General features: G+C 50.9%; 10 protein-coding genes. 5 read left to right on the top strand and 5 right to left on the bottom strand.

Annotated elements, in window-relative coordinates; all coding sequences use genetic code 11:
• The first annotated feature begins 193 nt into the window (after positions 1–193).
• A complete protein-coding gene (locus tag ACFORK_RS15275; RefSeq protein WP_379200303.1) occupies positions 194–8,038 on the top strand; it encodes a glycoside hydrolase family 3 N-terminal domain-containing protein in 7,845 nt (2,614 codons plus the stop codon).
• A 190-nt stretch (positions 8,039–8,228) separates the two neighbouring features.
• Here ACFORK_RS15275 and ACFORK_RS15280 read toward each other — a convergent pair whose 3' ends face one another.
• The 3 genes from ACFORK_RS15280 to ACFORK_RS15290 form a co-directional block, all read right to left on the bottom strand.
• Positions 8,229–8,342 carry a YjcZ family sporulation protein gene (locus ACFORK_RS15280; RefSeq protein ID WP_379200305.1) on the bottom strand — a complete coding sequence of 38 codons (114 nt, stop codon included), beginning with the start codon at positions 8,340–8,342 and terminating at the stop codon, positions 8,229–8,231.
• 155 nt (positions 8,343–8,497) lie between these two features.
• Positions 8,498–9,799 (bottom strand): aminotransferase class I/II-fold pyridoxal phosphate-dependent enzyme, encoded by a 1,302-nt coding sequence (locus tag ACFORK_RS15285; RefSeq protein ID WP_379200307.1) that lies wholly within the window; start codon positions 9,797–9,799, stop codon positions 8,498–8,500.
• Positions 9,800–10,139: 340 nt separating this feature from the next.
• Positions 10,140–10,760 carry a pyridoxamine 5'-phosphate oxidase family protein gene (locus ACFORK_RS15290; protein ID WP_379200309.1) on the bottom strand — a complete coding sequence of 207 codons (621 nt, stop codon included), beginning with the start codon at positions 10,758–10,760 and terminating at the stop codon, positions 10,140–10,142.
• A gap of 164 nt (positions 10,761–10,924) precedes the next feature.
• Between ACFORK_RS15290 and pdxR the strand changes: the two genes are divergently transcribed.
• The 4 genes from pdxR to ACFORK_RS15310 all read left to right on the top strand — a co-directional run bounded on the left by pdxR (position 10,925) and on the right by ACFORK_RS15310 (position 21,785).
• Complete coding sequence (gene pdxR, locus ACFORK_RS15295) at positions 10,925–12,445, top strand: MocR-like pyridoxine biosynthesis transcription factor PdxR (RefSeq protein WP_379200607.1); 1,521 nt, start codon at positions 10,925–10,927, stop codon at positions 12,443–12,445.
• A gap of 53 nt (positions 12,446–12,498) precedes the next feature.
• Complete coding sequence (locus ACFORK_RS15300) at positions 12,499–13,284, top strand: helix-turn-helix domain-containing protein (RefSeq protein WP_379200311.1); 786 nt, start codon at positions 12,499–12,501, stop codon at positions 13,282–13,284.
• A gap of 316 nt (positions 13,285–13,600) precedes the next feature.
• Complete coding sequence (gene gpmA, locus ACFORK_RS15305; RefSeq protein WP_379200313.1) at positions 13,601–14,350, top strand: 2,3-diphosphoglycerate-dependent phosphoglycerate mutase; 750 nt, start codon at positions 13,601–13,603, stop codon at positions 14,348–14,350.
• A 457-nt stretch (positions 14,351–14,807) separates the two neighbouring features.
• On the top strand, positions 14,808–21,785 hold the full coding sequence (locus ACFORK_RS15310) for a glycoside hydrolase family 3 C-terminal domain-containing protein (RefSeq protein WP_379200315.1): 6,978 nt from the start codon (positions 14,808–14,810) through the stop codon (positions 21,783–21,785).
• Positions 21,786–21,934: 149 nt separating this feature from the next.
• Here the strand turns inward: ACFORK_RS15310 and asd are convergent, their stop codons facing one another.
• Positions 21,935–22,726 (bottom strand): archaetidylserine decarboxylase, encoded by a 792-nt coding sequence (gene asd, locus ACFORK_RS15315; protein WP_379200317.1) that lies wholly within the window; start codon positions 22,724–22,726, stop codon positions 21,935–21,937.
• A 101-nt stretch (positions 22,727–22,827) separates the two neighbouring features.
• Positions 22,828–23,913, bottom strand: a complete 1,086-nt coding sequence (locus tag ACFORK_RS15320; RefSeq protein ID WP_379200319.1) for a YheC/YheD family endospore coat-associated protein — start codon at positions 23,911–23,913, stop codon at positions 22,828–22,830.
• Between the last annotated feature and the right edge of the window lie 170 nt (positions 23,914–24,083).

Raw genomic sequence — 24,083 nt, forward strand, 5'->3', positions numbered from 1 at the left:
TCAGACCGTTACAAATGTTGAATATTTTTTAATTTCACAAAAACGGTGTAGATGATTTAAAAAATGAGGCCTGTCTTTTACCAATCGTCTCCAGCATAATAAGCCTGAGCTTAAATCTGTATACGCTTCCAAAGGGAGATGCGCACTAAGTTCCGTACCAAACAACAACTACGTATTGGGGGAGGATTCAGGCGTGAAAAGAAGATTGTCCATTTTTTTGGTCATGCTTTTGCTGTCTTCAGTGGTTTTGGATGTGCTGGGCGCAGGCGTGGCACGTGCTGCAAGTGGTGAGACAGGACTTCCGGTATACTATGATGCGAGGAAAAGTGTGGATGAACGTACGGCTGACTTGCTATCCCGCATGACGCTGGACGAGAAAATCGGGCAGATGATCCAAGCCGAAAGGGCCTCGGTTACACCTGAGGAAGTGATGGAGTATGGACTTGGCTCTGTCCTCAGCGGCGGCGGCTCCTTTCCAAATGGGAAGGAAAGCGACAGCACGCCGGATCACTGGAGGTCACTGATCGACGGATATCAGGATGGTGCGTTGTCGACACGGCTAGGTATTCCCCTGCTGTATGGCGTCGATGCAGTACATGGACATAACAATCTCAAAGGGGCTACATTGTTCCCTCACAACATCGGGCTGGGAGCAGCGAATGACCCTGAACTGACAGAGAAGATCGGGGCAGCTGCTGCCAAGGAAGTGGCGGCGACCGGAGCGAACTGGACCTTTGCCCCAACCATGGCCTCTCCTTACAACGCAAGATGGGGGCGCACGTACGAGGGCTTCAGTGACAATCAAGAGATTACTGCCAAGCTTGGGGCGGCTTATATTCTGGGATTACAGGGGCGAACGCCTGCAGAATTGGTCGGTGCAAGTACCATAACGGGTACTGCCAAGCATTATCTGGGTGAGGGTTATACGGACAATGGAGTAAACCAGGGTGATACTACTCACTACACCGAAGAAGAAATTATCAAAAAGGATTTGAAAGTATACGAGGCCGCAGTGAATGCGGGTGTACAGACTGTAATGGCATCCTACCACAGTATCAATGGCTTGAAGATGCATGCCAATCAGCATCTGCTCACAGATGTACTGAAAGGCGACAAGAAGAACGGCGGCCTGGGCTTTACAGGCTTTGTTATTTCTGACTATAACGCTGTACAGCAAATTACACGGGATAGTGACGGGAAACCGGTCAGTGGATTGAAAAATCAGCTTGCCGCTTCCATCAACGCCGGGGTTGATATGTTCATGTTAACCGCAGACTGGAAAATCAGTCTGAAGCATATCAAGGATCTTGTAGGCGAAGGTAGAGTCAAGGAGGCGCGGATTAATGATGCCGCTGAGCGGATTATCCGGGTGAAAATTGCTTCTGGACTGTTCGAGCATCCGAAGAGTGACACTGATCTGGCGGGTGCCTTCGGCTCCACGGAGAACCGGACACTGGCACGTCAGTCGGTAGCGGAATCGCTGGTGCTATTGAAGAATGACAAAGTGAACGGCAAGCCGCTTCTGTCCCAGCTAAGCGGGATGAAGAAGATTTTTGTCGCCGGGAAGAATGCGGATGATATCGGCAATCAGGCTGGAGGTTGGTCGATTACCTGGCAGGGCAAATCCGGAAAGATCACGGAAGGCACCACCATTCTGCAAGGTATCAAGGATGTGGTTTCCCCGTCCGCAAGCGTTACCTATAACAAAAATGGACGCGGTGCGGCCGGCCATGATGTGGCGATTGCCGTGATCGGCGAAACGCCATATGCGGAGAGCGCCGGGGACCGTACGAATCTGAACCTGGATGAGCAGGATCTGGCAACAGTGGCCAACATTCGGGCCGCTGATCCGAATATCCCGATTATTGTGGTGCTCGTCTCCGGGCGCCCAATGACAATTGCCCCGCAGTTGAAGGATTGGGACGCACTCGTCGCTGCCTGGCTGCCAGGTACGGAGGGAGCCGGGGTTGCCGATGTGCTGTTCGGTAACAAGGATTTCAAGGGCAAGAACCCGATCCGCTGGCCGTTTACACTGGATCAATATCCGGTGAATAACGAGAGTCAGAATGTCTTGTTCAAGACAGGTTATGGGTTGACCAAAAATGAAGAGACACCTGTTCTGCCGGAAGGACCGGTAGTCCAGGAACCGGCGCATCTCATTCCGGGCAAGATCGAGGCCGAAGATTTCAGCGCCAAGAGCGCAGGCCTGCAAACCCAGGAGACGCAGGATGTAGGTGGAGGGCTCAATGTTGGCTACACCTCAGCAGGCGAGTGGCTGGACTATAACGTCAATGTAGCTGAAGCAGGCACTTACCGGGTGGACTTCCGGTATGCAGTCAATGGCAACCCTACAGGCATCAAGGTCAAATCCGCAGAAGGGAAGACGCTTGGTACCTTAAGCGTAACCTCGACAGGCGGTTGGCAGAACTGGCAGACCAAAGCGGTGGATAATGTGGTCTTCCGAAAGGCGGGATTGCAAAAGATCCGTCTTGAATTTACCAGCGGGAATATCAACCTCAACTGGGTTCAGTACACCCGTACAGGAGATGTTACTGCCGAAGAGCCGAATCCGGGCGGCGGCGGGGAAACCGTACAGGAGAATGTTATTAAGCAGGATGCAGTCAGCTCCTGGGTCTCCAGAGAACGTGATCCATCTGACCGGAAATGGTATTACGCCGACCGCTATCAGGAGGGCGATGCCAAGCTGGAGCAGCAAAAACCACTGAATATTGCCCTGCCTAACAATGCAGAAGGCACGTCCATTCATATTGACCCGGACAAGAAATATCAATCTATTCTGGGTATCGGAACCTCGATGGAGGAATCGACCGTCAACAATCTGGCCAAGATGTCTCCGGCCAAGCAGGATGAATTGCTGCGCCAAATGATCGATCCTAAGGACGGCATTGGTATGAGTATGCTGCGTCTGACGATCGGAACGGCAGATTTTACAGATAAAGAATTTTACAGCTATAACGATATGCCGCCGGGACAAACGGATGTTAATCTGGAGCATTTCTCGATTCAGAAGGATATTGATTACCATATCATTAGCACCGTGAAAAAAATCCAGAGCATCAACCCGGACATTAAGTTCTTTGCTTCACCATGGAGCCCGCCGGGCTGGATGAAAACAACGGACAGTATGATCAAGGGGCAAGTAAAGGAAGAATATTTGCCAGTGCTGGCCAAATATTATGTGAGATTCCTGCAGGAATACGCGAAGCTCGGCATTACCTTTGAGGGAATGACCATGCAGAATGAACCTCTGCTGGAAATCGAATACCCAAGTACCAGAATGTCGTGGGAACAGCAATCCCGGCTCGCCAAGCTGCTACGTGCCGAGTTGGATGCTGCCGGATTCACATATGTGAAGCTGTGGACCTTTGACCACAACCCTGGTGATACGATGGCATATCCGGCACAGATTCTCGGGAATAAGGAAGAGGGCGCCTATGATGCCGTCGACGGTACAGCTTTCCATGATTACGGAGGCGATCTTGGGCTGATGACTCAGCTTCATGACCTGTATCCTGAGAAGCATGTCTATCTGACCGAACGTGCGGTATGGGGAACGTCAGGTGCTGACCGGATGGCCCAGTATTTCCGCAATTGGGCCCGTAGCTACAACTCCTGGGTAGCGATGCTGGATAGCGATATCGCCTCCCACCAATGGACAGGAATTCCCGATCCTACACCGATAGTGCAGGATTCAGCGAACCGCAACAACTACTGGCTGCTTCCGGAATATTATTTGATGGGCCAGTATACCAAGTTTGTCAAACCAGGTTATGTGCGGATTGATAGTAACTACGGCTCAAGCAGCACTGTAACCAATGTGGCGTTTGCAAGCCCAGATGGCAAAGAAATTGTAACTGTGGTGATCAACCAGACGAATGAAGCACAGCCATTCAAGCTACTTGCCGATGGTACACAGATTACTGCAGTGATGCCGGCTAAATCGGTTGGAACGTATACATGGGAACGTGTGAATGGAATCAAGAAGGCGCCGGGTGCTTGGAATGCTGTTGATTTTGATGCAGCCGAGGGCCAATACACCAAGCATGCCAATGGATATATTTCTGGACTTTCCGAAGGCACTTCTTCCTTCGACTATGTAGTGAACGTGCAGGAAAGCGGAAGCTATGCGCTGAATTTTGAACACAGCTTTACCGGCATTGCCGGGGCTGGACAGCAAGTCGAGATCTTTGAAGACGGGAAGCCTGTCGGAGTCATTCACCTGACCAAGCAGACTGCGGATGCAGAGGATTTTGCTGCAAACCGCACCGTTTTAACACTGAATAAAGGCATTCATAAGCTTACGCTGAAGACCACTGGCAAGGGCTACAATATCAAGTCCCTGACCCTTGTAAAAGCTTCTGCCGAAGCAAAGAGCCTGCCGAACATCCTTCCTGCCGCAGATTTTACCGGGTCCTCCGGGGTTCTGGTGAAGGACGGAGCGGTTAGATATACCGACAATGGCGATTGGGCGAAATATACGGTCAATGTTCCTGAGGCCGGCAGCTATCCGCTGCTGTTATCGTATACCACGGCCAATAACGGCGCAGGATTCGAACTGCTTGCCGGTGAGGGAGACGCTACCGTAACGTCAGCGACCTATGGATTGCCGGGTACTGGTGGATGGAGCAACTGGCAGTCCTTCCAAGGCGCGGTGACTCTCCCGGCAGGGGAACAGATCTTGACGCTAAAAGTAACAGGGGAAGGGTTCCAGCTTAAATCACTGGTGTTCGGCCCTGCATTACAATGTGATACAATCCTCACCGAAGGCCAGGAAGATGGAGCAGAGGTGCTTGTTACTCTGTACAACGAAAAATATGCACCTGTGTTGGATGCAACGTATTGGAATATTGAAGATTACCCTGGCACCGTTGTGAACAGTGTGTACCGGGTAGACGATCACACAGCTAAGGTTGTGCTGAAAGGCACACGGAGCGTTGATTTTGACAAAGACCGTGTACTGACCGTTACGGCTGATGTATATCAGACTGAATCACAGAAAGCTTACGGCCATGTGAAGCTGCTGAAAGTCCCTGTTATCGTGAAGGCAGTGAATGATGAGGAGAGCATTACGCTTACGCCATCCAGTCTGCCTTATAACGTGAAGGGACAGGAAATCATAATTTCCCTGACCGGGGGAACGTTCAACCCTGACCACCTGCAAGACATTACCGTGTCTGGAACGGCAAAAGATCAGGGCCATGTCTCCATTGACTCGGCTGTTCTAATCAATCCGGTTCAAGTGAAGCTGACGCTGGCTTGGAATGGTCAGCCGTATTATAGCGACTTGAAGCTGAAGGTGAACGTGCCAGTCAGCGCTTATGCTGATTCTGAAGGCGGAGCCACACTGACGGCGGAAGCCACGCTGGCGGGAACAACCCGTGCAGCAGCGCCTATCAACCTGTTGGAGCTGAAATCGCTGGATCAATTCTACCGACTGCAAGGGATGACGGCGAGTGGTGGAGGCAGCGGAGCAAAGCTCACCGGCATTCAAGCCGGGGGGAACGTGGACTATTGGGTGAATGTGCCGGAGGACGGCGACTATGCGGTAACGCTGACAGCGACATCCTCGGGTGCAGCATCTCAGGGAATTATTTTCAAGACAGAAGCGGGTCAAACCCTGAAGACATTAGATGTACCAAATCTCTATTCCCAGACGGTCGGCATACGTGCAGTGCTTCCGCTGAAGAGCGGTGAGCAGAAGCTGCGTCTGCAAGCAGGTTCGGGCGGGTATGAGCTCAGCGGCATCGCGGTAGAGCGGTATGTGCCGGATGTCATGGGCAGCAGCAGATCTATTAAGGTTGAAGCTGAGAATTATTATAATGCTGCAACAAACGGTGTTCAGAGCAATATGAAGGACGGCGTTTTAGATTTTAAAAATATTGGATTTACTTCATCCGGCGGTTCCTTCGACTACAAATTGAGCATTGCTGAAGCCGGATTATATAAAATCATTTATCGTTATGCCACAACAGAAGGCGGCGTAAGTGTCACCTTGTCCGCGAACGGTAGTAAGCTGCTGGATACAGCTATGCCAGCGACAGGCAACTGGGGCTCATACAGTGAGACTGGTGGTGTTATCCGGCTTGCACAGGGAGAACAGACGCTGCGGATCACGTTAAACAACAACGGGGCCAACCTGGACTGGTTCTCGCTGGAACCGGCGGAGGATGTTGTAGTGAAGGAAGGCAAGGCTGCATTGCCTGTCTCCTCTCTGAAGCATGGCCAGTATAAAGGGTTGCAAATCGTAACATTAAGTACAGCTACAGAAGGAGCAGAAATCTACTACACTACAGATGGTTCTCTGCCTACAGCAGAAAGCAAGCTGTATAGCGGAGCGATTGAGATTTCCGATATGACCGTCATTCGTTCCATAGCGGTGAAGGAAGGTATGAATAGCAGCTATGTTGCACCGTTCTCCTACCTCATCACCGAAGATGCTGAAGTGAAGAAGGTGTCCGCACCGCAAGCCGACCCTGCTGGAGGCACATATACCGGCGAGGTGAAGGTGAAGCTGACGACAGCAACAGCCGGAGCGGAAATTCGCTATACCCAGGATGGCTCTGTGCCGACAGCTAGCAGCCAACTTTATAGCGGACCAATCTATGTAGGAAAAAGTAAGACGATTAAGGCTATCGCGCTCAAAGAGGGCTGGAAGTCCAGCGATGTATCCAGCTTCGAGTATATCCTGAGTGAGGATGGTGGGCCGGGTACATCGCCAAGTCCTGAACCTACTCCGAGCCCAACACCAAGTGCAACACCTACTGCAACACCAAGCCCAACGCCGGGATCAAGCTATAGTCCGGATTCGAACTCAGGGTATATTCCGACACCAAGTCCAACACCGGCAGCAGGTGGAAGTAAAGAAAGTGTTAATGGTGGCAAAATCATCACTGTGACTCCAGTATTGAATAAGGACAACGGCAGTGCAAGGGCAACGGTTAGCGCTGAGGCCTTGAAGCAGGCGGAAGCAGCACTGTCCGGTAATGAAAAGAATGTCGTGATTGAAATTCCATCTCTGGCGGATGCCAAAGGTTATGAGCTGCAGCTGCCGGCAGGAGCGTTGTTCGCCGATGCGAAGACTTCTATTGAAATCCGCACCGGATTCGGTACACTGTTGATCCCGGCAAGTGTGCTGAAGGCGGGGGCAGATCAGGCTCAATCGCCTTGGATCATTACCATCGCCAAGGTGGAAGGATCGCTTGCAGGACAAAATGCACGGCCAGCCTACAAAATTAGTGCAACGATTAATGGCAAAGAAGTGTCGTGGACATCACCTGATTTGCGGATCACAGTCTCCCTGCCTTATGTACTACTGGCTGGAGAACGTGGTAAAGAGGAGCATCTCACGATCCATAGCCTGAATGCGGCAGGAACGCTGACGGCTGTCCCAAGTGGTCAATATCGCAGTGGTGCAGGGGCAGTAGTCTTTACTGGAGCATTATCCGGCACGTATGTCATTACGTTCACGGAGAAGACCTTCGGGGATATCGAGCGTTACCCATGGGCCCGTCAGGCGATTGAAGTGCTTGGGTCCAAAGGAATTATTACCGGTATTTCGGACGGAATGTTTGGACCGCAGAGTGATGTGAAGCGCGGAGACTTTGTACTCCTGCTTGTCAGAGCGCTCGGTCTGGATACTGCCACTGCAAGTGATAACTTCAGTGATGTGAAATCGGGCGACTACCGATACGCAGCGCTGGCTATCGCCAAGCAGCTGAACATCGCTTCCGGTCGCCCGGATGGAAGCTTTGATCCTAATGCTCCGGTGACGCGTCAGGAGATGATGACCCTGGCCGCTAAGGCGATCGCCGCGGCAGGAAAGAAACTTCCAGCGGGAAGTGGAGCTTCTCTGCAAAGCTTCAACGATGCTGGCCAAGTGGCGTCATACGCCCAAGACAGCGTTGCGAAGCTGATTGCAGCAGGAATTATTAAGGGCGACGGCACGCGCATTCATCCGCTCGGGGTAACGACTCGTGCAGAAGCCGCAGTATTGATCTACAGCCTGTATAATCTGTAATCTCCCTGCCGACTGGCAACGGAGAGCATAAAAAAACGCCTTGACGTATGCTTTCGTCAAGGCGTTTTTTCAATACTGTTGCTGCTGCAAAGGATAACTATCTCTGTGACCTGAGGTGGATAAGATGTGATGAGAGACTAACAGAATAAGAAGAGCGCAGAGGCACTCTTCTTGAAATTGTCAGTTCAACTTAGATAAAGAGTGAACGGCTGATGATAACCAGCAGGATAAAGAGAACCAAAATGGCGCCAGTACTTGTGAATCCACCGCCGTATCCGTATCCGCCTCTAACTTCTTCGCTCATGTTCATTCCCCTTCCGCGTGTAAGTGTGTTGTACTTGAGTACACGGTATTGTATGTGTGGAGGGGATGGCGTGTATAGGCCAATGCCGGAAAGAATGATAAAAAAATCAGCCCCGAACCGAGTCGGGACTGATAATGGATGAAAAATGAGTGAAATCAAGCTTTTTCAAGATCACGAACGCCTGCATAGACCAGATCAAACAGGTCTTCCAGATACTCTTCTTCAATACAGGAGAAGGCAATGCGCAGATCGGTTTCACCGAGTGCTATCGTGCCAAGTCCATATTGGTGAATGAGGTGTAGTCGCAGCGCTTCCGCAGAGACGGTCTTCAGCTTCAGACACATGAAATAGCCGGAGTTGAATGGATAGTAGGTCCAGACATCTTCCCCGTATTTGCCGCTGTCCAGCAGTGATTTCACTTTATTGGCGCGGCCTTTCATGATTTGGAACTTCTCTTCCTTCTGGGCGGAGAATTCCGGTGCCTTCAGCGCATCTAGCACGAAGGTCTGCGACGGATGGGCTCCGCTAGAGATCGTAGCACGGATAATACCGAGTGTCTTCTGCTCCAGTGCAGACAGTAAATCTTTGTTCTCCGAAGCAAAGGTGATGAAGCCCACACGGAAGCCCCAGACGAATTCTTCCTTCGTTGCTCCGTCCACCTTCACGGCCAGTACACGTGGATGCAGGCTGGCCAGCTTGCCGAACAGGGATTCCTTAAGTGAATCCTCGAAGAACAATCCGAAATATGCATCATCACTAACCACAACAACGTTAATACCTTCCTCGGCTGCACGAAGAATGGCTGCGACAATCTCTTCGCCTTCTTGAAGACCTGGGGTGTATCCTGTAGGGTTGTTCGGGAAGTTGAGCAGCACAATCGCTTTGCCGCGTTCTTTCTGAGCGAGCAGTGCATCGAGCAGGCCAGCGCTGTTGAAGGTCATTTCGTCCGTGAAGAGCGGATAGTTAACGGTCTCGGCATGACGACGAATGCCAAAGGTTAGCTCATAATTCTCCCAGTTCTTATCCGGATAGATGACGGCATCGCCCGGCTCTGCGAACAGATCGGCCACAATGCTAAGCCCATGGGTGAGGGCGTTGGTCACAACAGGATTGCTGAAGGACTTGCCTTCCAGCGACGGATTCTCGAGCAGCATTTTCTCACGCCACGCAGTACGCAGCTCCGGTTTGCCTGCCGGAGGAGCATAGCTGTAAAGATCCTTGGGGCTGAAGGCAGAGAGTTTATCTTGAATGACGCCAAGGTGCATAGGTACGCCGCCTTCAGTGGCAATGCCGATCGTAGCGTTGTACTTCTTGGCATGAGCACCAGCTTCCGCAGATTGGCTCAGAATCCCTTCTTTGGGGAAATAAATTTCCTTGCCAAGGGTAGAGAGCATCTCGTAGACATGTTCATTTCCGGCTTTGATACTTTCGTTCAATTGTGCAGCCAATGAATTCATCAGTTTCATCCTTCCGGGTTATCTTGGGGATAGATACGGTTAACATTGCCTAACATTATATCATCGCGAAATGCCGCCGTCACTGAGGAAAGCGCGTTTTTTTCAAATAGTTTTACGACATTTCAGGCGGTTTCAGCAGCCTGTTTTAGATTTGAAAAAAGAACTGTCCGCACTAGACGGACAGTTCTTTTTTGGCCTTATTTCATAAGGGTGCAGCATCTTGTTAGGACTACCCTGACAGGCGCGGGAAAGAAATGCTTGAGTACCCAAGCATTTCAGCAAGTCCGGCGAGTATACGTTGTCCACTGGACTAAAACATGAGAGGAGTTTAACTCTTCCTTTATAAATCATGTGGATAAGGACAGAACTTTTTCATCATTTCTATCGTTTCTGCATCCCGTTCTCCGCTCCGCTCTGCTAGACCGCTGATTACCTCTGTCCGTTCATTGTCTTTGAGATTCTGCCCGAATTTGAATTTGGCAGTCATTTCATCAGGCGTAATACGGACAATAGCGACGCCTTTCAGGCGGGCGCGATACTGTGGGTCTGCCGCATCAATCTCGTCATAACCGCCCTCGGGTTGGAGTTTTTTCATAAACAGGGACAATATCGTTGCCTTCTCAGTAATATCACTCACCGACTCAGCGGTACCGAAGGCTGTTACACTTTTAAAATAGGCGGTGGCCGGGCAGGCGAGATGCGGATCGCTGAAATAGGAGGGAATCAGTGCGTACTCGTCTGCGACCGTGAAGCACACCTGCTGCTGGCGGCGGATGGCCTCCATCTTGCCTCCGGCATGGCTGCCGTGAAAATAAAAGCATCCATCTGTGTATACAAAATTCAGCGGGGTGACTCTTGGCCGTCCCTGCTCATCCGTAGTGCCGAGAAAGCCGAAGCTCATCCCGTCCAGGAAGGTTTGCAGCTCCTCCTCGTTGTCGACCTGAAATTCTTTTCTGCGCATGTTGAACACTCCTCTGGTTCTTGTATTTGCGGAGCGTTCGCTCCTGCTGATCCTTGTGTGGCTTGGTTTCTACAGGATAGAATGAAAATTGACAATAAAAAAGTGCCGATTTACATTATTTTTAATGGTCCAATTGCTGCTTGAATGAAAGGAGTGTCCCGATTATGGAGCTTACGCTGCCCTACGACCAGTATCTGGCGTTACATCGCTATAAATATTTGGCACTCTATCATGCTCTGCGTGCAGCTATTCTGGACGGTACGCTGCCAGGCGGTACCCGGCTGCCATCTACGCGGCGAATGGCGGAATTGTACAACTTGTCCCGCGGCTCGGCTTCACAAGTGTATGAAATGCTCCTGGCTGATGGCTATGTTCAGGCGGAGACCGGCCGGGGGACGTTTGTGTCGGAGGATATCTTCACCACAGCACATCAGGCAGCTCAAGAGCGGACCCTTCCACCTTCGGTCATTGCAGAAGGGTCCGCTCCAGAGGGTATGGAATGTCGTGGGCCTGTTCATCTTCCGCTCTCGGCCTGGGGGGAGCGGCTGACAGCCGTCCCGGCTCCGGTCCGGAGCTATGAAGACTTTAATTACGATTTCATCGATTTTAGCAGCAAGGGACTGCAAATGGTACATTTTCCTTATAATGAATGGAAAAGCGCTCTCGCCTATGCCGGAGGCAAGGGCGGCACGCTACTGGAGAGCGCTGGCCCGCCGCAGGGTGATGAAGGCTTACGGCGGGCCATCGCCACGCATCTGCGGATTACGCGTGGCATCCGCGCGGAGGCTGCGCAGATCGTGTTGTTCAGCGGCTCGATGCAGGGCATCGTTCTCCTGACCCAACTGCTGCTGGACCCTGGCTCACCTGCCGTTGCGGAGGACCCTGGCTTTAATGGTATCCGCCGGGCGGTGGAAGTGACCGGCGGAGTGCTAATCCCCGGCACGGTTGATGAGAGTGGCCTTGTGCCGGAGGACTGGAATGCCCGGCTGCTGTTCGTGACGCCGAGCCGCCAGTTCCCGACGGGAGCTGTGCTGCCACTGGAGCGGCGGCGAGCGCTGCTGGACTGGGCGCAGCGTCATCATGCCGTCATCATTGAGGACGACTATGACAGCGAATTCCGCTGGACAGGCCGGCCGATCGAGCCTTTGAAGGCGCTCGACCGGGAAGACCGTGTGATCTACATCGGCTCCTTCTCCAACACGATGTTCGCGGGCCTGCGGCTCGGCTACGCCGTGCTGCCGCAGCTGCTTGCTGGCCCTGCGCTAGCCGCCAAAGCCCTCTATGAACCGCTGGCGGCAGGGCTGCTGGAGCAGCGGGCCCTGGCGCGGTTCATGAACACCGGCGGGTACCGCCGCCATCTGCGGCGGATGACCCGCATTTACGGCGAGCGCGGGCGGGCCTTCCGCGCTTTGCTGGCATCGCAGCTGGGCGGCCTGTTTGAGCCGCTGCCCGGCGATGCTGGCCTGCATGTGTACGCCCGCTGGCTGGGCAGCGCCGAGGCGTTCGAAGCTTTCCGCGCCGGGGCCCTCCGGCGCGGCGCAGGATTCAGGGACGCCGGGCTGTACCGGGTGATGCCGGGAGCCCCTGCGGCCTGCTTTTATTTTTCCCATTTGGATCTTCCCGCGATAGAGGAAGGCGTTCGTCGTTTGCATCAGGCATGGACTGATGTGCAAAATACCACGTGACAAGGTATGATGGAAGATGAACAGCTGCACTAAACTTTCAGGAGGTCACATTTATGCTGCATGCATCGCCGTCCTCTTTTGTCATTCTGCCTGCCCTGGCGAAGATTGTGTGCGAACCGGGTTGGAAATGGCAGAAGCGAGAGAAGCCGTTGCAAAACTATGATTTATTCTATGTCTGGAGTGGGGAAGGTACGTTGGAGCGCAACGGGGTTCCTTTTCAGATCGGCAAGGGGAGCTGCTTCCTGTTCCGGCCTGGGGACCATACCGTGGCTTCGCATAATCCGCAAAAACCGCTCGTGCTTACATACATTCACTTCGATGTAGCCGAAGATGTAACCGAGATTCCACAGCCTTATCGCGTGCTCACGGAGACCGTTGAATTCGAGCATCTGCTGGCCCGTTATGTCCGGCTGTTTCTCGTGAAGACCTTCGCTGCCGAGGCAGAGGGCCAACTGATTCTGAAGCAACTGATGATTCACTTGCTGCGTGAGGATCGGGTCATGCCTGTGGAGCGCCATGTCAGCAACCAGCTTGCTGAGGTGATTCATGAGATAGCCAATTATGTAAGCCAGCATCCTGGTTTGTCACACCGTGTGGAGGATCTTGCCGCCCGTGCCGGACTGTCGCCGCGGTATTTCTCTATTAAATTCAAGGAGCTGACCGGCTCGTCCGTTCAGTCCTATGTCATCCGTACCCGGATTGAACGGGCTCAGCATTTGCTGCTGTATGCCGGGATGAACGTGACCGAAGTGGCGGACGCGCTGGGATACCGAGATATTTTCTTCTTCAGCCGCCAGTTCAAGCAGTATACAGGAAAAAGCCCCTCCGAGATCCGCTGAGGTCACGGGGTATGGTGCTAATTACAATGCATATAAGAAATTACAGAGGACCGGTGCCGGCAGGCGGCCGGTTTTTTGTGAATTTATATGTTTTACACTTTAAATCATTCTTATATTTCTCGCTGAAACGGATACCATCCCTTTGAGGACGGAAAAGCCGTTTCTACTTGTGCCATGGTTAACGGAGTATAATTGTAATATAGAAGCGTATCCTTCGGACGTAACCGGGGTATAAGGAAGATAAGTACGCTTTTGTCAGAGGTGCTGTATAAGGACCTTGGGGATGACGATACCACAGGCTAAAGGAGAGAGGGAAATGTATGAGGTTGTGTTAATACGGCATGGTGAGAGTGAATATAATAGGCAGAACCTGTTCACAGGCTGGAGCGATCCCGATTTGACCGAGAAAGGAATCCAGGAGGCCAAAGAAGCAGGCAAGCTGCTTAGAGAAGCAGGGTATACGTTCGATCTGGCCTTTGCCTCTGTTTTGAAGCGTTCCATTAAGACCTTGCATTATATTCTGGAGGAATTGGATCTGCTGTGGATTCCGGTGCAGAAATCGTGGAAGCTGAATGAGCGCCATTACGGAGCGCTGCAAGGGCTTAGCAAGAGTGAAACGGCGGTGAAATACGGCGAGGAGCAGCTTCATATCTGGCGGCGCAGTCTGTCTGTTCGTCCACCGCTGCTGGAGCCGGATGATCCAAGATATGCCCGGAGCGATATCCGTTATCAAAATCTCCGTGAGGAGGATATCCCGCGCGGTGAGAGTCTGGAAGATACCGTACATCGGGTCGGTGATTTCTGGCACAACCGGATTGTCCCGCTGATTCGCAAGAAGGAGCGGGTGCTGATCTCTGCACACGGCAATACGTTGCGGGCGTTGATCAAATACATGGAAGACATTGATGAGGCGGCCCTGCTTGACTTGAACATTCCTACAGGTGTCCCGCTAGTTTACAAGCTGGATGAGAATGTGAATCCGATCAGTCGCTTCTATCTTGGAGAGCCAGCCGAAGTGCAGGCCAAAGCCCAGGAGGTTGCCAATCAGAGCAAGGTTACAGAGTAGCCGAACGGGGATAACATGCATGCCGATGTAAGGCTGATAGTAAGAACAAAGGGAGTTCCGTAAGCCATATCATGGCTTTGGAGCTCCTTTTTATGCGGTAAAGCGGCGCAAAACAAATGATACATGAGGATATTCATGGAACGGATGAGGATTTTCTATGTTAGGATGAAAATTCTGATGCTACTATCAAGATGAGCTAATCAAGCAAAGGGGGAATCAATGAACATTCTCACACTAACAGATGCCTGAGAGTCTTGGTCCGGTCTTCGTTTCAACAAATATAAATCCGTGATATTGGAGGTGATTCGGAACAACTCCTCTGATTAACAAATACTCCCACATAATATAATAAATGAATATTCGTGTATTAATGTGTCGTTTTTTGCTGACTCCGACCAGGTTCTATTCAAGTGTATCTCTTAAGCTATCCCTTAAATGAAAGGAATGGTGTATAAGAATGGGGAAAAATTGCAACCGCTTACTTAAAGTATTTTTCTGCTTTATTCTGATAGCCTCAATCCTAACGCCTATCAGTAGTACACCTGCTTCCGCTCAGGTTCTGCCGGGATTGGCAGATGTCTCAAGAGAAGTAGCTGCTGAAGGGATTGTACTGCTGCAGAATCCGAAATATAGACTCCCTGTGAATCTCAATGAACAAGTGCTTCCTATTCAAAAGAGTGAGAATGTATCCGTGTTTGGCCGCATTCAAGCCAGTTACTACAAGTCCGGTACAGGTTCGGGCGGGGCTGTGCGGGTAGATTATGTGAATGGCATTCTGGAGGGACTGCGGAATAACCCCAGTCTCAAATTGAATGAAGATCTGGTGAAGATTTACGCCGAATGGATCAAAACACATCCTTTCAATAATGGTGGTGGGGGATGGGCGGCCGAGCCTTGGTCCCAGGCGGAAATGCCTTTAACCGACGACATTGTTAACACAGCAAAAGCCAAGTCGGACGCAGCTGTGGTCATTATCGGCAGAACGGCCGGTGAAGACAAGGACAACACAGATGTTGAAGGTGCCTACCGGCTAACAAGCATTGAAGTTGATATGCTCAATAAGGTGTATGCCAAATTTGATCGGGTGGCCATCGTCTTGAACGTGGCGAACGTTATCGATATGTCATGGGCCACAAACTATCCTAACGCTGCTATCTTGTATGCATGGCAAGGGGGGATGGAGGGTGGTAGTGCCGTAGCCGACGTGTTGACCGGTGATGTTACGCCAAGCGGCAAGCTGAGCGATACGATTGCCGCCAAGCTGGCGGACTATCCTTCCACCGCCAACTTTGGCAGCAAAACGGAGAATTTATACAAAGAGGACATTTATGTCGGCTATCGTTACTTTGAGACTTTTGCGCTTGAGAAAGTACTTTATCCGTTTGGATTTGGATTGTCCTATACCGATTTCAAGCTGACTACAAATAGCGTCAAAGTTGATGACAAAGAGGTGGCCGTCAACGTAACGGTTCAGAACACTGGCAAGGTAGAAGGCAAGGAAGTTGTCCAGATTTATTATGGTGCACCACAAGGCAAGCTTGGCAAGCCAACCAAGGAACTGGCTGCTTTTGCGAAGACCCGGCTGCTTCAGCCTGGTGAATCCCAGACGCTAACCCTTACTTACGATACGAAAGATATGGCCTCCTATGATGATAGTGGTATAACAGGTCATGATTCCTCTTACGTTCTGGAAGCCGGAGACTATAACATTTATGTAGGAAATAACGTAAGAGACAGCAAAAAGGTCAATACGTATACACTAAATGAGTTGAAGGTCGTAGAAACCTTGCAGGAAGCGCTCGCGCCGACAAAGGATTTCGACCGGATTAAACCAGGTACCCCTAAGGGAGATGGAACCTTTACTACCGTTAATGAAAAAGTACCAACACGGAGTATCAACCTGGAAGAGCGAATTAAGCAGAATCTTCCTGCTGCCATTCCGCAGAGCGGGGACAAGGGCTATACCTTATTGGATGTTTACAATAAAAAAGTAACGATGGATCAATTCATCGCCCAATTTTCCAACAATGATCTGGGATCTATCATTTTAGGGGAAGGAATGTCCAGTCCTAAAGTTACTGCTGGTACCGCCTCAGCGTTTGGCGGGGTGACGAAAAATCTGCTGAAGCTTGGACTTCCGATCGACAGTTCGGCTGACGGTCCTTCAGGTATCCGTATGGAGACCAATGCACAGAAGGCTACCAGTATTCCAAACGGGACGATGCTTGCCTGTACGTGGAACACGGAGCTGAACGAAAGATTATTCGACCTGCTCGGCAAAGAAATGCTGCTGAATAACATCGACACACTGCTCGGACCAGGGATTAATATTCACAGAAGTCCGCTGAACGGAAGAAACTTTGAGTATTTTTCGGAGGACCCGCTGCTGACAGGCGCGATGGCTATTGCACAGACGAGAGGCCTTCAGAAGAATGGTACTGCGCCTACCCTGAAGCACTTCGCTGCCAATAACCAGGAAACAGACAGACATTTGGTGAATGCACGTGTCTCGGAAAGAGCGCTCCGTGAGATTTATTTGAAAGGGTATGAAATGGCGGTCAAGAGCGGGAAGGCACGCTCGATAATGACATCCTACGGACCGGTCAACGGAACTTGGGCTGCCAGTAACTATGATCTGAATACTACCATCCTGCGTGGAGAATGGGGCTTTGATGGGATTGTTATGACAGACTGGTGGGCAAAGACGAGTGAGGATCAGGGCTTTTACGCCACCTCCAATCGTTATGATGAAACCAACGGTAAAGCGATGGTCCGCGCCCAAAACGATCTGTACATGGTCATTCCGAACGATTATGCAGAAACACAGAGGAACCGGAACAACAGTACCTTCAATACGATGACAGCACTTGGTAATGGCTCCCTGACACTCGGAGAATTGCAGCGTTCCGCCAAGAATATCACGAACTTCTTGATAAAATCTCCGGCCTTTGCCAGAACAGCTAAGATTGATTATGTGGTCAATTATACGCCGGGAAAAGACTGGTTCCGGGTCGATGCGGCTCCACTAGGAAATCCGCAGCTTAGCGGGATCACGGTAGGCGGTAAGAAGATCAAAATATTCAATCCACTCAAACTGGACTATAAAGCATTTGGTGAGAACAGTGAAATCAGCAGCTATCCAGAAGTGAAGGCTACAGCTGCTGCCGGAGTAAATGTTACTGTACAGCAAGCCGACAAGAACAGACCGGCGGCTGTAATAACGGCGACAGCTGGAGGAGAGAAACGGATTTACAAAGTAATCTTTACATCGGAAGAAGGTCTGGAGCCGATTTTTGAGAATCCGACCTATGCGTATTTGAAGGGCATTTTGGTCGATGGCAAGCCGCTTGACGGTTTTGCACCGACCAGATTCAGCTATGATGTAGGCCTGCTTAGCGGAGCCAAGTTGCCTGAGGTTACTTTTGAAACGAATACAGGCGTCAAAGCGAAGGCTACAGTAGATGAAGCCAATAAGAGAGTGACGATCAAATGTGTCAGTACCGATCAGGGCAATACTTATGTGATTCAGTTCGGGACGACACCACAGAGCGATGAATTCAACAGCACAACATTAAGCCCCTTCTGGACAATTAACAAAGAAACACCAACGAACGGGGAGAACAGTAAGAACTGGTCGCTAAGCGCAGCTCCCGGATTTTTAAGAATCATTGCTGAAAGAGGCGACTTCTGGAGCGATCATGCTGATTTGAAAAACTTTTTCCAGCAGGAAGCCTTTGGCAACTGGGAAGCTACAGTTAAGATCAATATGAGCAAAGCGCCGAATCAGAATTATAACGGTGTAGGGATCACAGCTTCACAGGATAACAATAACTACATTTGGGTGAAGTATGAATACAGCTCTGGCAAAATCATCGGTATGGTCAAGGAAACTGGAGGCACAGCACCTGTGACCATCGGCCAATTGTCTGCCAGCCAGCTCAGCAACATTTTCGGTGAGAAGAAAGAAATCTTCTTGCGTCTGAAAAAAATAGGTAATAGCTATTCAGGTTATGTCAGTGCGGACGGTACCGAGTATATTTCGCTTGGCAGTACGACCGCAAATTATGCTAATCCGAAGTTTGGACTCCTGGCTTCTAACGGAAGTCAGACGCTGACAGAACCTTTTTATGCCGATTTTGATTATGTCAAAATTAATAGCAATGTAGGTCAGACAGTAAAGAAGATTGGGAAAAATACGAAATTGAAAGTAGCCGAAACAGAGTTCTCTTCCATCACCCCGGTAATCACGCCTGTCACATGTAACGATGTGGATGGTGGATTATGTTATACCAATACCAATAAGGGTGAAGCGATTTCCTATAAAATAAATGTGGAGAAAGAAGGTACGTATAAAGTCACCTCACGTCTTCGCTCCAGCCAGTCCGATGTCGCTCAAATGTCCTTTGGCGTCTATGATGGCGAGAAGCTTCTGGGCACCTTCGACCTGACTACAACCAAAGGGGAATGGAGAACATTTAGAATCCCGGATGTCCATCTGACAGCAGGGGAGCATACGCTTAGAATCGTATTTGAAAGCGCTGGCATTGATATCAACTGGCTAACCTTTCAACTAAAGCAGGACAATGTAGACATTTCGGCGTTGGATGCGGCAATCAAGGCTGCTGAGAACATTGATATGACTGCATATTCCTCATACAAAAAGCTCAAATTCAATACTGTGTTGGCCGAAATAAAGGCCGTTCTTATCGAACCGATCAACGACGAAGTAGTATTAGAGGCGATAGCTGCTCTGAAGGCGGCTATAGAAGAGTTGAACACCTCGTCCATGCCGGTCAATCTTGCGCCAAAAGATACTCAAAGTGTGGATAGCGGTACTCGAATCTACGCATATAACGCACCATGGATCTATGCAGGCAATACCCAATTCAGATTTGAAGCGGGTACGGACGCCATGAGCTATGTCAACGCCAATGACCTTGTTTATTTCGGTCAAGTGGAGTTGACCAATCTTGTGGAGATAAGAGTGTTGTATTCCCGTGAAGGCGGCTCTACGCCATCTTTCAAATTCTATACCGAGGCAGACAACACGGGAAAACCAGTAAAACGATCGACTACACAAGGCAGAGCGTATGCTGATGCCTATAGTGGTGGCGGCTCTTTTGAATACGGAAATGAGTTTGCCAGCATTACTCTGGCGCAAAAAGCAGGCGCTGCCTGGACCGGATATGGCATGGCCAGCACCAAGCTAACGCTGGGGAATACCAACATTGATCGTTATGTAACAGCGGAAACTTTCCTGGACAGAAGTAAAGTAACAGGAAAACAAAACGTGTATATGCGATTTAACGGACTGAACGCCAATTTACAGTATATTGAACTCATTTATGGCGAGCCGATTGAGGCTACCTTCGATCTCAATTATCCAGAAGCACCAGCGGCAACCAAAGTAGCGGCGCTTAAGGGAGAAGCCTTCGGAACGCTGCCACAGGCACCGGTACGGGAAGATTACCTCTTCGAGGGCTGGTTCGATAATAAGGCAGGAGAAGGCAGTGCACTGACACCGCAGACGGTATTGAACGCAAGCACAGTGTTCTATGCCAAATGGAAGGTAGATCTTCAGGCCAAAGAGATCGTATCCATTTCCCAGCCACAGCTGCTCAGTGTACCATTCGGTACTGCAGCAGAAGAGTTGAATCTACCAGCGACAGTGGAAGCTACACTGGGTAGCCATAAGGTTATTCCTTTGAATGTACATTGGGACAGCAGTCATTATGAGGGCAGCAAAGCAGGCAATTATACCTTCACAGGTACTTTTGAGCTGCCGGAAGGCATACTGAACAGTGCAGGCAATACGGTTTCCATCACAGTAGTTGTGCTTCCGGAAGGCACTCACCCTATCAAGATTACGGAAGTAGAGAAGCTGGAGAGCCGCAATGTTGAACATGGCACCGCTTTTGACAAGCTGGATTTGCCACCTATTGCAACAGTAACCCTGGATGCGTACGGCACGAAGACACTTGCAATCGAATGGAGTCCGGCAGGCTATAACGGTCAGGCAGCAGGATCGTATACCCTGAACGGTACCCTGGTGCTGGAAGAGGGAATTATCAATCCGAGTGACTTGAAAGCTTCCATCATCATCCATGTCTTGCCGGAAGTGAAGCATGCTGCCAAGATTACAGCGGTGCAGAAATTGGAAAGCAAGAATGTACCGTTTGGTACTGAATTTGAAGGCTTGAATTTGCCAGCTTCAGTGACAGTAACATTGGATAATGGTGAGACCCAGGCCGTTTCCGTACAATGGAGCAGAGACAGCTATAATGGCCATAAGGAAGGGCTTTACATCCTTAGCGGAACTTTGATTCCGGGTGAGGGAATCCTCAATCCAGATGAGTTGACAGCTTCCATTGCTGTTTATGTCTCGCCAGAGGTCGTGAAACTGCCAGAAATCAAAGCTGTTCAGACCTTGGAGAGCAGAAGCGTTGTCTATGGTACCGAATTTGCGAAACTGGAGCTGCCGGCGGCAGTATCCGTATCCTTGAATAACGACGAGACACAATCTGTTGCCGTACAATGGAACAGTGATGGTTACCATGCCAATGTGGCAGGAACGTACATCATTAAAGGTAGTCTGATCATACCTGAAGGTTTAACTAATCCGCAGGGTCTGAAAGCAGAGATCACAGTGGTAGTCAGACCTTACAGTGGCGGAAGCTCAGGTGGTGATGGCGGTTCCGGCGGAGGTGGACAGCAGCCTGGCGGATCGGGCCCAAGCACACCGGCTACTCCAACTCCTCCACCTGCTTCAGGAGAAATTGTTAAGCCTGGAGAGCAACAGCCGCAGCCATCGGCAACAGGCACAACTTCCAAGACACCGGGGCAGATCAAACAAGAGCTGAGTCTCAAATTTAAAGATGCTTCATTGATCCCAAGCTGGGCGGAAGCTGCAGTAGCAGCCTTGGCCGAGAAAAATATTATCGGCGGACGCACAGACGGAACCTTTGATCCGAGCGGTCAAGTGAACCGTGCAGAATTCCTGGCTATGGTTGTTAAGAGCTTTGATTTCAGCTTGGGTGACCAACAGAAGTCGTTTACTGACGTTCTGAGCGGGGCCTGGTATAAAAACTATGTTGATATCGGAACGTCCAACAATCTGATTAACGGCATAGGTAATGGCCTCTTTGCTCCTAATAAGAGTATCAGCCGTCAGGACTTGTGTGTCATCGCGTTTAACGCACTGAAGAAGCTGAATGTGGAGCTGCCGCAAGTGACCGGGCATGACTTCCCGGATGATGCTTCCATTGCAGGATACGCCAAAGAAGCCGTTTACGCCTTCAAACAGCTTGGAATTATCAATGGCGGTACCGGCGGTCAAATGAACCCGACTGCACCGGCCACAAGAGCGGAAGCAGCGGTAATTATCAAGAATGTGTTGGATTACTATGCCCGCATCACAAGCACAACAGTGAAATAAGCTTGGCATCAAAAAAGCCAGCAGACGGAATTTCGTCTGCTGGCTGCTTAAAAGAAACGGGGCTTCGTTTCTCTACAAAACAAGGGTATCTCTTCGTCGCCTTCTCAAGCGGCTGGAGATACCCTTGCTCCGTTATATCACGATGTCCTCTACAGCGGGGAATGCAGCGTGCCCAGCAGCTCACCCATCTTCACTTTGGTGTTGACCCGCAGGCCGGGACGCGGTGAGAAGGTGTCATTTTCTGTGAGCAGCACGACTGTTGAACCGAATTCAAAGTAGGCTAGATCGCCGCCCTTTTCCCACGTAGCTGCCTTGTCATCGGCGTAGCGGATGCTACTGACATTCATTGCGCCTACCTTGACTACTGCCGTCTCGCCGTACTCTCCGGCAATATAGGTGATAAGCCGTTCATTGCGACTCAGTACGCCTTTCATGTTCCGCATGCCGAATTCATTGACGGGATAGGCCCGTCCACGGATATAATCGCTCTCCATCTTGCGTCCCGCAATCGGAGAATGTATACGGTGATAGTCGGTGGGGCTTAGGTAGAGTACAAAGAAAAATCCCTTTTTGTACAGCTCCAGGTGAGGCGAATGATTCAGTAATTCCTCCAGTTTATAATCCTGGCCTTTTACATTCATAATCGTGCCGGCTTGAATGTCTCCCATGGCGGTAATCATCGCGTCCACAGGGCTTACCAGCGCATTAGGCTCCGGAGCGATAGGACGCATGCCGGGCTTCAGTCGTCTGCTGAAAAATTCATTCAGCGTACGATATTCTTCGGGATTCTTTTCCGCTTCAGCGGCTGGAATACGGTAAGAACGAATAAATGCCGGAATAAAGAAACGGCTGACTCTGCTATGGGATAAGGCCCCCATCACCTGCGAAAGCCATCTGTGTGAGGACAGCTCGGTCATAAGCCGCAGCAATTGTTTAACCATGCCCATCTCCCTTTCATAATACAGCAGTACGGCCCGGCGAACCCGGACCGTAACCGCTCTGCATTATATTGACATAGAATAGGAGACAAATCAACAACCTTCTACTGCTGGCTGCCGTTTTCGAGCAGAAAACGCGCATAGCCCATAGGCCGACGGTAGCTATCTTTCCAGGTTTCGGCCATTCCGGCTTTGCGGAATCCGTAGCGTTGATCACGCCCGTTGCACTCGATGAAGAACAGACGACCGTTCGCAGCGATGCCGATATCCAGTCCCACATCAGCGAGCTCCGGTAGGCCTTGTTCCAGCCAACGTACAACGGCAAGGCCAAGAGTACCCACCGACATGCGGAGATGGGCCGCGGCTTCGCCTGGGAAAGCCTTCTCCAGCGCGACATTGGAATGGAGCGCTTCGCCGCCTCTGGCGATGTTCGAGACGAAGCCGCCGGGAGCGGCCACCTTGGCGAACATGCCGGTGACCTGCCATTCCCCGCCCCAGCCGCGCTGGACGGTGACGCGCAGATCAAACGGGCGGCGGCCGATGACAGCCAGCGGTATGCGCTCTTGAACCAGATAAGGCACGGCAGCCAGATGGCTTCGCAGCGCCCGTGGCAGCGCATCTATGCTGACAGGAACGCTCACCCAGCGCCGGGATCTGGCAGAGTGGTAGATCCAAGTCCAGTTCCCTGCATTCCGGTGAATCATGCGCATGACCCCTTTGCCAATACTGCCCCGACACGGCTTCAGGATGAGATCGGGGAAGCGGTTCATCATGAGCTTTAGCCCAGACAGGCCAAGCGCCGTAGCCGGCAGAAAGCCCCGTAGCTCTGCGCTTTGCCGGAGGAGGGTGTGGATCTCGTCTTTACCATAACGGTTCCAGGCGTTGAAGACCCTTGGACCATGGCGGAGTAGCCTTTTCATGCTGGGACTATTCTGATGATAGATTGCCCGGTTATGAATGACCCTGGGTGTGGGGATGACGGTTCTCCGGTATCTTTGGTTTTCTTTTATATAGGCGGCGCTGAAGCCCGAATCTGTATCGATTTCATCCAGACGCAGGAAGCATGGGACCAGGCCGTATACAGCGGCTGCCTCCTCATAGTTGGAAAGGGATTCCTGCCCCGTTCTCAGCCGGGGAACGCCCCGGTGCATAGCGGCATTAAGCAGTATTCCTACGAGCTGTTGCCCCATGATCGTTCCTCCTGTTATTTTCAGTCGCTTACGGCGATATGCTTCTCTCCTTAGTGTATGTTTGTACGGCCCGGTCAGGGTGGACGAATGCGTGGCGGCAAATGCCCTTTTTTTACGGAGATGGAAGGGTGTCATTCGCCTACCTCACTGCATATGATGCCTAGGAGATA

This window comes from Paenibacillus sp. GCM10012306, from assembly GCF_042649265.1.
In the GTDB taxonomy this organism is placed as follows: Bacteria; Bacillota; Bacilli; order Paenibacillales; family Paenibacillaceae; genus Paenibacillus_AQ.